Genomic DNA, 13,599 nt, shown 5'->3' with positions numbered 1-13,599 from the left:
AAAGGCCAGATCAAAAGATCGCAGCCTTCGGCAGCTCCTACATGGGTGCTAGGTTTGGCGGTAGGGCAAGGCTGTTCGAGCTTCTTCGGCGTAGGCGAGAACGCCGGCGCGCTCTTGCTCGAGGAAGTCTTTGACCGCCGCTTTCAGCCCCGGATGACGCAAGTAATGCCAAGAATGCGTGATCACCGGCTCAAACCCGCGAATCAATTTGTGCTCCCCCTGAGCACCCGCATCAAACCGCTGAAAGCCATTGGCAATCGCATAATCCATGCCCTGATAAAAACACGTCTCGAAATGCAGCCGATCGAACTCGGCCAGGCAGCCCCAATAACGCCCATAGAAACTGTCGCCACCGACCAGACTGAAGGCCATCGCCACCGGCCGTGAACCTTGCTTGGCCAGCACCACACGAATCGCTTCGGGCATGCGCTCGGCGAGCAAACTGAAAAACTCCCGCGTCAGATAAGGCGCTTGGCGACGCACCGCATAGGTATTGGCGTAGCAGGCATAAACGAAATCCCACTGCGCCTCATCCAGCTCACGTCCTTCCAGCCATTCAAACTCAAAGCCCTGCCCCGCCACTTGCTCGCGCTCTTTGCGCATCTGCTTGCGCTTGCGCGAAGCGAGCACGTCGAGGAAGTCTTGAAAGTCGCGATAACCCCGATTTTGCCAGTGATACTGACAGCCGATGCGCTGCAGCCAGCCGGGTTGCTCGGCCATCGCTGCATCGGTAAACGGGTCAGTGAAATTGATGTGCGCGCTGGAAAGCTCTTCGATTTCCAGATACCCCGGCAGGCTTTTCAGCAGTTCGAAACCGTCCTCGACATTCGCCGCCAACAAGCGCGGGCCGCTGACCGGGCTGAACGGCACGGCGATCAACAATTTGGGGTAATAGTCGATACCGGCGCGGGCACAGGCGTCGGCCCAGCCATGATCAAACACGTACTCGCCGTAGGAATGCCACTTGCGGTAACTGGGCAGCGCGGCGATCAGGCGATCATCTTCGATGTGCAGCAAATGCTCCGGCAGCCAACCGGTGTGCGGGCCAACGCTGCCGCTGTCTTCCAGCGCACTGAGAAAGGCATGCCGCAGAAACGGCTGATTCTCGGGCACCAGTGCGTCCCAGCTTGCCGGGGCAATTTCTGAGAGGTTTTGCAGGCGTTGCAACGGCATCAACGGGCTCTCCACATCGGGGCTTCAAAGCCCGGCGAGTATCGCTTATCGACGTGCTTTGCACACGCTCCTTCGGCCGACACCGCTCTAAATCAATCGTTCCGGCCAAACACCCATCGTCATCATCCTGCCATCACTGTGCCACTGCACTGTCATAAACCATCGCGATACTGGCGCCTGTTTTTAGAGCGTCGGGTTATAGCCCGGCCACTGTTTTCCGACCTTCAACCGTCGGTTGTGTCCAGGATGGTTCAGCCATCCCCTTTCATCTTCGGAGATTGCTATGCGTCTTGCTTCCACGAAAACTGCGGCGGCCCTGTGTGGCGGCCTGTTGCTGGCCATGAGTGTTCCGGCCAGCGCCGCAGTCGACGCCAAACTGCTCGACATGCTTAAAGCCAACGGCTCGATTTCCCAGGCGCAGTACATCGAACTGCAAACCGAACTGGCCAAGGATCAGAAGGCTCAGCAAATCGCGCAGCAGGCGCAGCAAGAGACCAATGAACAAGTCGCGGCTGTCGCGAAGAAGACCAACGAACAAAGCGCTTTCGATCAGAAACTGGCGTGGGCAGCGAAGACTCAATTCAAGGGCGACGTGCGCATCCGTCAGGAGACCGTCAAGATCGACGGCGAATCCAACAACGGCGGTCGCGACAAGGATCGCCAGCGTATCCGTGCCCGCCTCGGCGCCTACACCGAGATCAACCCGCAAGTCGACACCGGCATCCGCATCGCCACTGGCGGCGGCGACGACGCTCGTTCGACCAACCAGGATCTGGACAACTATTTCGACAAGAAGCAGATCTGGCTCGACCTGGGCTACATCGATTACCACCCCGATCAGATCAAGAACCTGCACGTGATCGGCGGCAAGATGCTGCAACCGTGGGTGAGCATGGGCGATGTGATCTGGGATGGCGACATCAACCCGGAAGGTCTGGCCGTTACTTACAAATACCCACTGGGCAGCACCGCCGAACTGTTCGGCAGCCTGGGCAACTACACCCTCAAGGACAACGTCGATGGCGAAGGCGTGCAGTTCCGTCACGACCTGCGTCTGACCGCCGGCCAGTTGGGTAGCCGTCTGGCGATCACCGACAACCTGAAACTGACCGTCGGCGGCAGCGTTTACGCCTACCAGAACGACGAAGACAGCCGCTGCACAGGCACGTCCACTCCTTGCGCGCTGTCGGTCAACGGCAACTCGGCGAACAACGAATTCCGTCTGTATGAAGGGTTCAGCCAACTCGACATCGGCGGTCTGGCAATGCCTCTGTCGTTCTACGGTCAGTACGTGAAAAACAACGACGCCGTGACCGACGCGGACACCGCCTGGCTGATCGGCGCCAAGTCGAAAGTCTTCGGTTTCAACCTCGATTACAACTACCGTGATGTGCAGCGCGACGCCGTGGTGGGGGCCTTCACCGACTCCGACTTCGCCAACGGCACCACCGGCTCGCGTGGCCACAAGTTCAAGGTCGGTTACGACATCGACAAGAACTTCGCCATCGGTGCCACGTACTTCCTGACCAAGGCCGACTTCGCCAGCCGTACTCAGCGTGACGCGGACACCAACACCCTGCAACTGGATGCCGAAGCCAAGTTCTAACCGCGTCAATTTAGCCCGGTGCGGGCGGGACGATCCCCATCATCCGTTCGTTTCACCCGCACTGCGCTACTCCCTTGTAGGAGCTGCCGAAGGCTGCGATCTTTTGATCTTGTTTATCAAGGTCAAAAGATCGCAGCCTTCGGCAGCTCCTACAGGTCTTTGCGGCGTTGTTCGGCGAGGCGTTCGGCCAAGGAATCAACGCCCTCCTCCGGTTTTTCCGGCATCGCCTTCAACGTGGCCTGCATCAAGCGCATCTGCCGAATAAAGCGGCGGCAATTGGGGCAGAACATCAGGTGATGACGCACCATCAGTTTCTCGCGGAAGCTCAACTGGCCATCGAGATAATCGCTGGAGCGCGCCACTTGTTCTTTACAGGTCAGCATTCGCCGGTCTCCTCAAAATGCTCCACCGTGGCGAAGACTTTCAGCCGCGCCCGATGCAGCAGCACACGGACATTGGAGAGCGAGATCTCCAGAAGATTACAGATCTCTTCCAGCTCCAGACCCTGCCGTTCGCGCAGCAGCAAAACACTGCTTTGCAGCTCCGACAGACTGAGCAACGTGTGCTCAAGACAGTCGCGCAATTCACCTTCGGTGAGCAGTGCTTCGGGGGTGTCCTGGTGCCAGGCGAACGGGGCGATCAGCCAATGGCCGTCACCGGGGGAAAAGCGGTCGTCGTCGATGCTGCCGTGGGGTGACGGCAAGTCATCCATCAGCACTTCGCGGCGATTTTGCTTGTAGCGGCTTTTGGCGGAATTGGCGGTGATGGTCAGCAGCCAGGTTTTCAGGCTGGAACGACCTTCGAAGGTGCCGATATGGCGAACCACGGAAAGCCAGGCGTCCTGCACCACTTCTTCGACGTGACGCTGGCCGACGATGGCATAGGCCACGGCGCGCATGGCGCTTTGATAGGTGCTGACCAGTTCCTTGAAAGCCTTCTGCTCACCGGCCAGCAGGCGTTCGAGCAGTTGGGTGTCGTCCGTTGCGGCCATGCATTACCTCTCTGAAAGCAAAAGATCGCAGCCTGCGGCAGCTCCTACGGGGATCAGTGCAGGAGCTGCCGCAGGCGGCGATCTTTAAGGCGTGATCAACGTTTACGCAGGATCACACTGCCGATTGAGTAACCGGCACCGAACGAGCTCAGCACGGCCAGCGAACCGGCGGCGAGATCGTCCTGATATTTGTGGAACGCGATGACCGAACCCGCCGAGCTGGTGTTGGCGTAGGTGTCGAGAATCACCGGAGCTTCTTCTTCGGTAGCTTCGCGACCGAGCAGTTTGCGCACGATCAGGTGGTTCATGCTCAGGTTGGCCTGGTGCAGCCAGAAGCGCTTCACGTCGCCAACGTTGAGTTGGTTCTCCTGCAGATGCTCACCGATCAACTCGGCAACCATCGGGCAGACATCCTTGAACACCTTGCGGCCTTCCTGCACGAACAGCTTGTCGCGGGCACCGACGCCCTCTTCTGCTGCGCGGTTGAGGAAGCCGAAGTTATTACGGATGTTATTGGAGAACTTGGTCAGCAGTTTGGTGCTGACCACGTCGAACTGGTGCTTGGAGGTGGCGGTGTCCGCACGTTCGATGATCACCGCAGTCGCGGCGTCGCCGAAGATGAAGTGGCTGTCGCGGTCACGGAAGTTCAGGTGACCGGTGCAGACTTCCGGGTTGACCATCAGGATCGCCCGGGCCTGGCCCAGTTGCACGCTGTTGGCGGCGGCCTGAATGCCGAAGGTCGCCGAGGAGCAAGCGACGTTCATGTCGAAACCGAAGCCTTGAATGCCCAGGGCTTCCTGGACTTCGATGGCGATGGCCGGGTAGGCGCGTTGCAGGTTGGAGCAGGCGACGATCACGCCGTCGATGTCAGCGGCGGTTTTGCCGGCGCGTTGCAGGGCCTGTTCGGCTGCGCCGATGGCCATCTGGCAGAGCACCGACCATTCGTCGTTGGAACGCTCGGGCAGGCGCGGGGCCATGCGTTGCGGATCGAGGATGCCGTCCTTGTCCATGACAAAGCGGCTTTTGATGCCCGAAGCTTTTTCGATGAAGGCTGCGCTGGATTCGGTCAGGGCCTGGACTTCGCCGTTGGCAATGGCCTCGGCGTTGTCGGCGTTGAACTGCGCGACGTAAGTATTGAAAGACTGCACCAGCTCTTCGTTGGAGATGCTGTTGGCCGGGGTGTACAGGCCGGTGCCGCTGATGACGACGTTATGCATGGTCGTTTCTCTAATCTGTTCAGGCAGAAAGTGCTGGAACCGTCGTACCAACACACAAAGGGTCTATTCCCATCCGGGGGACGCAAACCTGGCATCGTTTTATTCCGCCACGCGACACGGCCGAAGGCTCTGGGTCGCGAAACCGGCGTTTATGGTCGCGAAGTTTGCCATAAACGCAGGGATTTGGCGCCTTTCTCAAGCACAACACCGCTCCCCCATGTAGGAGTGAGCCCTTGTGGTGAGGGGATTTATCCCCGATGGGTGGCGAAGCCGCCCCAAAACCTGACACCTCGGTTCATTAGTCTTACCGAGTGTGTTGGTTTGGCGACTGCTTCGCAGCCGATCGGGGATGAATCCCCTCGCCACAAGGTATCGGGGGATTACGCCAGATCAGGGTTCTACCTGGTTCCACTGTTTGCTCAGGCGTTTGTCGGAGATTGGGGTTTTCGTGCCCAACTGCTGGGCGAACAGGGAAACCCGGTATTCCTCCAGCCACCAGCGGTACAACTCAAGCTGCGGATCGCGTTTGCCTTCCTGTGCATGCTTGGCGGCGCGAGCCTGATATTGCGCCCAGAGACCGGCCAGTTCGCCGCTCCAGACGCGATCCTTCTGCACCTGCGCGCCAAGTTTCTCGAAACGCTGCTCTACCGCTTTCAGGTAACGCGGGATTTCTTTCAGCCACTGCATCGGCGTCTCGCGCACGAACCCCGGATACACCAGGTTACTAATCTGCTGCTTGATGTCGTTCAGTGCCACGGCCTGGGCCAGGTCGATCTTGCCTTTGAAGCGTTTCTGCAAACCGTGCCACAGCTTGAGAATCTCCAGGGTCAACCGCGCCACACGTTCAGCGTGCTCCGTCCAACCGCCGCGCTTGCGCTCAGCCAGTGCCGCCAGACCGGCGCCGTCACGCGGCAACGGGTCTTCGCCTTCAAGAATGCAGCTGTCGAGGCTGGCCAGCAGAATGTCTTCGACCAGCGCATCGACCCGGCCCAAATCGCGATAGAGCAAGCCCAACTCAGTCTGCCCCGGCAACTTGCTGCGCAGAAACTTCGCCGGCTCGGCCAGTTGCTGCATCAACAAACGCTGCAACGCACGACGATGCTGGAATTCGGCTTCGGCCGGGGTCGAGAAACGCCCTTCCTTGACCGTGCCGCCCTCTTCGACCAGCGCCGGATACACCGTCATCGACAACCCGGCAATCTTCTGTTGAGTCTTTTCCGCGACCGGTGCGAAGACTTTCGCCTCTACCGGTTGCTGACTTTTCGCACTCTGCGGCACCGCTAACGCGGCCTGACTGGCCTCGGCAAAACGCGCGGTCAGCTCGGCCAGATCACGTCCTTCACCGAGGAATTTGCCTTGGCCGTCGACGATTTCCAGGTTCATCCGCAGATGCCCTTCGACGCCTTGCTCGGCCTCCGCCCACGCTTCATCGCTGACCCGCGCGCCGGTCATGCGCAACAGCTCACGGCCCAGCGCTTGCGGCAAAGAACCCTCGGCGAAGGTCATGCGTTGCAACGCAGCCTTGATGAAGTCCGGCACCGGCACGAAGTTCTTGCGCAAGGCTTTCGGCAAGTTACGCACGAGGGCGATGCACTTGGCCTCGATCAGCCCCGGCACCAGCCACTCCAGACGCTCCGGCGGCAGCATCGGCAGCAGCGGCGCCGGCACCCGCAAGGTCACGCCGTCTCGCGGGTGATTCGGTTCGAAGTGATAGGTCAGCGCCAGTTCCAGATCGCCGATGTGCAGCGTGTCCGGGTAGTGCAGCGCGGTGACTTCACTGGCCTCACGGGCCAGCACGTCTTCTTCGCGCATGATCAACAGCTGCGGATCTTTCTGGCTATTGATGCGATACCAACTGTCGAAGGTCGCGGTCTGGTGAATCTCCGCTGGCAGGCGTGCGTCGTAGAAGGCGTAGAGGGTTTCTTCGTCAGCAAGAATGTCGCGACGACGGGCCTTCGCTTCGAGTTCGTCGAGTTGTTCCAGCAGTTGTTTGTTCGCGGTCAGGCACTTGGCTTTCGACTGAATCTCGCCGCGCACCAAACCTTCGCGGATAAACAGCTCACGCGAAACCACTGGATCCACCGGGCCGTAATGCACCGGGCGACGACCGACCACGATCAATCCAAACAGGGTGATCTGCTCGAACGCGACGACCTGGCCGCGCTTCTTCTCCCAGTGCGGTTCGAAGTGGTTTTTCTTGATCAAGTGCCCGGCCAGCGGTTCGATCCAGTCGGCGTCGATCTTGGCGACCATGCGCGCGTAAAGCTTGGTGGTTTCCACCAGTTCGGCGGTCATCAACCATTGCGGACGCTTCTTGCCGATGCCCGACGACGGATGAATCCAGAAACGTCGCTGCCGCGCGCCGAGGTAATCGCCGTCCTCGGTTTTCTGGCCGATCTGGCTGAGCAGACCGACCAGCACGGCTTTGTGCAGCTTCGGATAATCCGCCGGCTCTTTGTTCAGGCTCAACTGCATGTCGCGGCAGATCAAGCTCAACTGGCGATGGGAATCGCGCCACTCGCGCAGACGCAGGTAGTTGAGGAAATTCTTCCGGCACCAGTTGCGCAGCGGACTCGCGGTCAGGGCCTGGCGCTGTTCTTCGAAGCCACGCCAAAGATTCACCAATCCGGCGAAATCCGAGTCGATGTCTTTCCACTGCGCGTGGGCTTGATCTGCAGCTTGCTGACGCTCCGGCGGACGCTCGCGCGGATCCTGAATCGACATGGCACTGGCGACGATCAGTACTTCCTGCAGGCTGCCGAGCTTGGCCGCTTCAAGCAGCATGCGACCCATGCGCGGGTCGACCGGCAGACGCGCCAATTGGCGACCCAGCGGGGTCAACTGGCTGTTGCGATCCACCGCCGAGAGTTCTTGCAGGAGGTTGAAACCGTCGCTGATCGCCTTGCCGTCCGGCGGCTCGATAAACGGGAACGCGGTGATTTCGCCGAGGCGCAGATGCAGCATCTGCAAAATGACCGCGGCGAGGTTGGTGCGCAGAATTTCCGGATCGGTAAATTCCGGACGCCCGAGGAAATCTTCCTCGCTGTACAAACGAATGCAGATACCCGGCTCGACCCGACCGCAACGGCCCTTACGCTGGTTGGCGCTGGCCTGGGAAATCGCCTCGATCGGCAGACGCTGCACCTTGGCGCGGTAGCTGTAACGGCTGATGCGCGCGGTGCCGCTGTCGATCACGTAACGGATGCCCGGTACGGTCAGCGAAGTCTCGGCGACGTTGGTCGCCAGCACCACGCGACGGCCCGGGTGCGACTGGAAAATCCGCTGCTGCTCGGCCGGCGACAGGCGCGCGTACAGCGGCAGAATTTCAGTGTGTTTGAGTTGGGCTTTGCGCAGCATGTCGGCAGCGTCACGAATCTCGCGCTCGCCGGGCAGGAACACCAGCACATCGCCGGGACTGCGGCGTTCGCTGCGTTCGTAAGCGGCGATTTCGTCGAGGGTGGCAAGGATCGCCTGATCCACCGTCAGGTCATCCTCGACACGGTTGCCCTCTTCGTCCTGCTCCAGCGTCAGCGGGCGATACCAGGTGTCGACCGGGAAGGTACGGCCGGAGACTTCAACAATCGGCGCGTCGTCGAAGTGCCTGGAGAAGCGCTCCAGATCGATGGTCGCCGAGGTGATGATGACTTTCAGATCCGGGCGGCGCGGCAGCAGGGTTTTCAGGTAACCGAGCAGGAAATCGATGTTGAGACTGCGTTCGTGGGCTTCGTCGACGATGATCGTGTCGTAGCGTTCGAGGTAGCGATCGTTCTGGGTTTCCGCGAGCAGGATGCCGTCGGTCATCAGCTTGATCAGGGTGTTGGAATCGCTCTGATCTTCGAAACGCACCTGATAGCCGACCAGCGACCCGAGCGGCGTGCCGAGTTCTTCGGCAACCCGACTGGCCACACTGCGGGCAGCGATTCGACGCGGCTGGGTGTGGCCGATCAAGCCGTGCTGACCGCGACCGATCTCCAGACAGATTTTCGGTAATTGCGTGGTTTTACCCGAACCGGTTTCGCCGGCGATGATCAGCACCTGATGCTTTTCCAGCGCTTTCTTGATCTCGTCGCGCTTGGCGGCGATCGGCAAACTGTCGTCGTAACGAATCACCGGCAGGCTGGCCTTGCGCGCCAGCACCTGATCACAGGACGCCTGCATGCGCGTCACCCACTGGGCCAGTTTGGCCTCATCAGGTTTCTTGCGCAGCTCAAGCAACTGCCGCCGCAGCCGGTGACGGTCGGCGAGCATGGCGTGTTCGAGGTTTTTCAGCAGTTTGTCGATGGAGGGCGATTCGTCGGTCATCGGGTACGCAATTCGGTCGTCTATTTGTGCAGGGGGCGGATTGTCGCAGATTTGCCTTCGATTGGCCTGCTTCCCCGGTAGGAGCTGCCGAAGGCTGCGATCTTTTGATCTTTTTTTTTAAAAGCAAAATCAAAAGATCGCAGCCTTCGGCAGCTCCTACAGAGGAGTTATTCGTTGTCCAGGCCTTTGCGGCGGTACGGGAAGACGTCGATGATTTTGCCGGCGCGAATCGCCTCCTGCAGGCTCTTCCAGTAATCCGCGTTATACAACTCGCCATGCAGCTGATCGAACAACTTGCGTTGCCCCGAATCAGCGAACAAAAACGGCGGAAATTCTTCCGGAAACACATCCAGCGGCCCGATCGAATACCACGGTTCAGAGGCCATTTCATCCTCCGGCGTGCGCGGCGCAGGAATGTGTCGGAAGTTAGCTTCGGTCAGGAAACAGATCTCGTCATAGTCATAAAACACCACGCGCCCATGACGGGTAACGCCAAAGTTCTTCAACAGCATGTCGCCGGGAAAGATGTTCGCCGCCGCCAGTTGTTTGATCGCCAGCCCGTAATCCTCCAGCGCCTCGCGCACTTGCGCGTCGTTGGCGTTTTCCAGATAGAGGTTAAGCGGGGTCATTCGCCGCTCGGTCCAGCAGTGGCGGATCAGCACGGTGTCGCCCTCAACCGATACCGTCGACGCTGCCACTTCGAGCAACTCCTCAAGGCAGGCTGGATCAAACTTGGTCAGTGGAAAACGGAAATCGGCGAATTCCTGGGTATCGGCCATACGCCCTACCCGGTCGACGCTTTTCACCAGTCGGTACTTCTCGATCACCGTCGCACGGTCGACGTTTTTCGAGGGCGAAAAGCGGTCTTTGATGATTTTGAAAACGGTGTTGAAGCCCGGCAGGGTGAACACGCTCATGACCATGCCACGCACGCCGGGAGCCATGATGAATTGATCGTCGGTATTGGCCAGGTGATTGATCAGCGCGCGATAAAACTCGGATTTGCCGTGTTTGTAAAAGCCGATCGAGGTGTACAGCTCAGCGATGTGTTTGCCGGGCAAAATGCGCCGCAGGAAGCCAATAAACTCCGCCGGCACCGGCACATCGACCATGAAGTACGAACGGGTGAAGGAGAAGATGATCGACACGTCGGCTTCGTCAGTGATCAACGCATCGATCTGAATCCCGCGCCCTTCGCGGTGCAGCAGCGGAATCACCAGCGGCCATTGTTCGTCGCGGGTGTAGATGCGCCCGACCAGGTACGCGCCCTTGTTGCGGTACAGCACCGAGGAAAATAGCTCGACGCTAAGCTCCGGATCCTTGCACACCCAGTCCGGCAGGTTCTCACGCAGTTGCGCTTCGAGGCGCTGCAGGTCACCCGATAAATCGGCGTAGTCTTCGCTGAAACGGTAATCGGCAAAAATGCTCGCGAGCATCCCCGATAACTGCCCTTGCGGTTTGTAGGTACGGGTTTGCGCGGCGCGGGCACGGCGCAGGCTCGGGCGTGTGGTGTGAATGAACATGCAGCCATCGCTGATCAGATCGTGGCTGAACAACCCGCAGAAAATCGAGTTGTACCAGGTCTCGGACAGTTCATCGTCGAAGCGCAGGTCGATAACACTGATGTAGGCGCTTTTCACCAGCGGCCAGCAGCTGACGTTCATCAGTGTGTCGTCGTCGAAATGCTCGCGCAGGCGGGCGATTGTCTCGCCGACCTTTTCTTCGTAGAGGTTGATCCGCGCTGCCGACGCCGTTTGCGTCTCCTGCCAGCGCGCCTGTTCGAAACGCTCGCGCGCGCCGTCAGTGATTCGGCGGAAATGCTCGCGGTAATCGTCAAAGCCATCGAGGATCATGCGGGCGATGTCGGTGGCTGGCCATTGCTGCGGCATAAATGAGACCTCGGCGTACGTTTGGAAATCTGTGCCTGAGCTTAGCCACGGTTGCGGGCACAGGTGAAGTGCAATTTCGGCCAAATGCCGTTCCGGTTGTTACCGCGTACGGTTTTCTGCGTGTAAGCGGCGGCTGCAGGAAATTAAATGTCCGATTAGCGGTTGCCATGATCCGGGGCCTCGGCAACACTCTCGTCCCGATCAAGGAAGGAGCCCCGCCGTGAGCCCTGTCGATATTTTCCGTATGTTGTCGCTGGCAGCCATCTGGGGCGCGAGTTTCCTGTTCATGCGCGTGATTGCGCCCGTGATCGGGACCATTCCGACCGCGTTTTTTCGCGTATCGATCGCTGCCGTCGGTCTGCTGGTGATCCTCGGTTTGATGCGCATCAGCTGGGATTTCAAAGGCAAACTGAAAACCGTGATGCTGCTCGGCGTAATCAACTCGGGGATTCCGGCGACGCTGTACTCGGTTGCCGCGCAAGTGCTGCCGGCCGGTTACTCGGCGATTTTCAACGCCACCACGCCGTTGATGGGCGTGTTGATTGGCGGATTGTTCTTCAGTGAAAGATTGACCGTCGCCAAGTTGAGCGGCGTCTTCCTCGGACTGTTTGGGGTTGGCGTGCTGACGCGCGCAGGGCCGGTGGCATTCGATCTGCAATTGTTGATGGGCGCCGTCGCCTGCCTGCTGGCGACCACCTGTTATGGCTTTGCCGGGTTTCTTGCGCGGCGCTGGCTGGATCAGGCCGGCGGACTGGACAGTCGATTATCGGCACTGGGCAGTATGCTCGGCGCGACATTGTTCCTGCTGCCGCTGTTTGGCTACAGCGTGGCAACCCAGCCACCCGTGAGTTGGGGCGGCTGGCATGTCTGGCTGTCGCTGCTCGGTCTGGGTCTGGGCTGCACGGCGTTCGCGTACATCATTTATTTCCGCCTGCTCAGCTCGATCGGCCCGGTGAAATCGATGACCGTGACCTTCATGATTCCGCCATTTGGCGTGTTGTGGGGGGCGTTGCTGCTGGATGAGCCGCTGTCGATGGCGCACATTTATGGCGGCGTGCTGATTGCGGCGGCGTTGTGGCTGGTGTTGAAGCCTGCGGTGGTTAAGCCGGCGGAGGTACCGGCCCGGTAGATTTGTGCTGGTGCAGAAAAGGCTATCGCGAGCAGGCTCACTCCTACAATTGGAATGCATCCCCCTGTAGGAGTGAGCCTGCTCGCGATTGGCGGCCGAACAGCCGCCACCTGACTCTCTGTTACCCCGTTTTACGAAACACAAACGCCAACCCAACAATGATCAGCAGCATCCCCAGCACACTCAACGCCGCCAGCCGATTACCGAAAATCAGGTAATCCATCACCGCCGTCACCGCCGGCACCAGATAAAACAGGCTGGTGACGTTCACCAGATTGCCCTGCGCAATCAGCCGATACAGCAACAGCGTCGCCAGCACCGACACCACCAGCCCCATCCACAACACCGGCAGGAAAAACCCTGCGCTGTGTTCAAAATGAAACGGCTGGAACGGCACAAAAATCCCGCACAGCAACAGCCCGGCGAGGTACTGCACCGGCAACGTGCCGAGGGGATTGTCGGTGATGCGCTTCTGCATGATCGAACCGAGCGTCATGCTCGCCAACGCCAGCAACCCGAAGAGCATTCCCGCCCAGGACATCCCGGCCAGACCGATGCCCTGATAAACCACCATGATCAGACCGGCCAGCCCCAGCGCCAGGCCGAGCAAGCGGCTCGCTGAGCGTTGACGTTCCATCAGCACCACGGTGAGGATCGGCTGCACGCCCATGATCGTGGCCATCACGCCGGGTGTGACTTTGGTGTTCAGGGCCAGCAGATAGAAAATCTGATAAGCCCCCAATAACACCACGCCCGTGGCAATCGCATACAGCATCGGCTTGCCGCCCTTGGGCAACTTCAACTTGAGCAACGGCGCCAGCAGTACCAGCCCGCACAAGGCAATCGCAAAACGTATCAGCAGAAAGGCAAAGGGTGACGCGTGCGCCAGCCCCCATTTGGAGAAGATCGCCCCGCTGCTCCACAGCAGAACGAACAGGCTCGTGGACGCCGCCGCGAGCGCGGATTTTTTCGAAAGGACAAACATGAATACCACCTGTAGTCAGGCAAATAGCCAACTCAGCCGAGGCTGAAATTCAGTAGGTTTTTTCAGGCGGGCACGGGGGGCAGCAAAAACGCTGATCAGCCCGAAACGCCAACGCCCGGCGGTGATACGACTGCGCACACCGGCGTGCTACTGACAGGTGGGGGGTAATGACTGATCTGCCTTGGCTGCTGATTCCCGCACGGCACGACGCCAGCGTTGACCGCTGAATCGACTACCGCGTTGATGAGGGATGCAGGCATTGGGGCTGATCTTTTTGAATGGATACGTAAGTCGGTTGGCTCACGTG

9 protein-coding genes are annotated in these 13,599 nt (G+C 59.6%); 2 read left to right on the top strand and 7 right to left on the bottom strand.

The annotated features are described in order from the left end of the window. Positions 1 to 48: 48 nt before the first annotated feature. Complete coding sequence (locus AD669_RS06995) at positions 49 to 1,173, bottom strand: GNAT family N-acetyltransferase (RefSeq protein ID WP_053118155.1); 1,125 nt, start codon at positions 1,171 to 1,173, stop codon at positions 49 to 51. Between the two features lie 283 nt (positions 1,174 to 1,456). Between AD669_RS06995 and AD669_RS06990 the strand changes: the two genes are divergently transcribed. Continuing rightward, positions 1,457 to 2,779 carry a putative porin gene (locus AD669_RS06990; protein WP_053118153.1) on the top strand — a complete coding sequence of 441 codons (1,323 nt, stop codon included), beginning with the start codon at positions 1,457 to 1,459 and terminating at the stop codon, positions 2,777 to 2,779. 149 nt (positions 2,780 to 2,928) lie between these two features. Here the strand turns inward: AD669_RS06990 and AD669_RS06985 are convergent, their stop codons facing one another. From AD669_RS06985 to aceK, 5 genes are all read right to left on the bottom strand, one after another. Further along, the gene (locus AD669_RS06985) at positions 2,929 to 3,162 is read right to left on the bottom strand and encodes an anti-sigma factor (protein ID WP_053118152.1); all 234 of its coding nucleotides are present in this window, start codon (positions 3,160 to 3,162) and stop codon (positions 2,929 to 2,931) included. Further along, complete coding sequence (locus tag AD669_RS06980; RefSeq protein WP_053118150.1) at positions 3,156 to 3,770, bottom strand: RNA polymerase sigma factor; 615 nt, start codon at positions 3,768 to 3,770, stop codon at positions 3,156 to 3,158. The genes AD669_RS06985 and AD669_RS06980 overlap by 7 nt, the downstream gene beginning before the upstream one ends. Before the next feature lie 95 nt (positions 3,771 to 3,865). Next, a complete protein-coding gene (locus AD669_RS06975; protein ID WP_053118148.1) occupies positions 3,866 to 4,987 on the bottom strand; it encodes a beta-ketoacyl-ACP synthase III in 1,122 nt (373 codons plus the stop codon). 390 nt (positions 4,988 to 5,377) lie between these two features. Then, positions 5,378 to 9,289, bottom strand: a complete 3,912-nt coding sequence (gene hrpA / locus AD669_RS06970) for an ATP-dependent RNA helicase HrpA (protein WP_053118146.1) — start codon at positions 9,287 to 9,289, stop codon at positions 5,378 to 5,380. Positions 9,290 to 9,456: 167 nt separating this feature from the next. Further along, positions 9,457 to 11,178 (bottom strand): bifunctional isocitrate dehydrogenase kinase/phosphatase, encoded by a 1,722-nt coding sequence (aceK, locus tag AD669_RS06965; RefSeq protein ID WP_053118144.1) that lies wholly within the window; start codon positions 11,176 to 11,178, stop codon positions 9,457 to 9,459. A 220-nt stretch (positions 11,179 to 11,398) separates the two neighbouring features. Here aceK and AD669_RS06960 point away from each other — a divergent pair, with 220 nt between their 5' ends. Then, entirely contained in the window at positions 11,399 to 12,307 is a 909-nt protein-coding gene (locus AD669_RS06960) for a DMT family transporter (protein WP_053118142.1), read from the top strand. A gap of 121 nt (positions 12,308 to 12,428) precedes the next feature. Here AD669_RS06960 and AD669_RS06955 read toward each other — a convergent pair whose 3' ends face one another. Next, positions 12,429 to 13,292 (bottom strand): DMT family transporter, encoded by an 864-nt coding sequence (locus tag AD669_RS06955; protein ID WP_053118140.1) that lies wholly within the window; start codon positions 13,290 to 13,292, stop codon positions 12,429 to 12,431. Positions 13,293 to 13,599 lie beyond the last annotated feature (307 nt).

Source organism: Pseudomonas sp. P1.31 (assembly GCF_001269815.1).
Classification (GTDB): domain Bacteria; phylum Pseudomonadota; class Gammaproteobacteria; order Pseudomonadales; family Pseudomonadaceae; genus Aquipseudomonas; species Aquipseudomonas rustica.
This window is presented reverse-complemented; position numbering and strand designations above follow the sequence as displayed.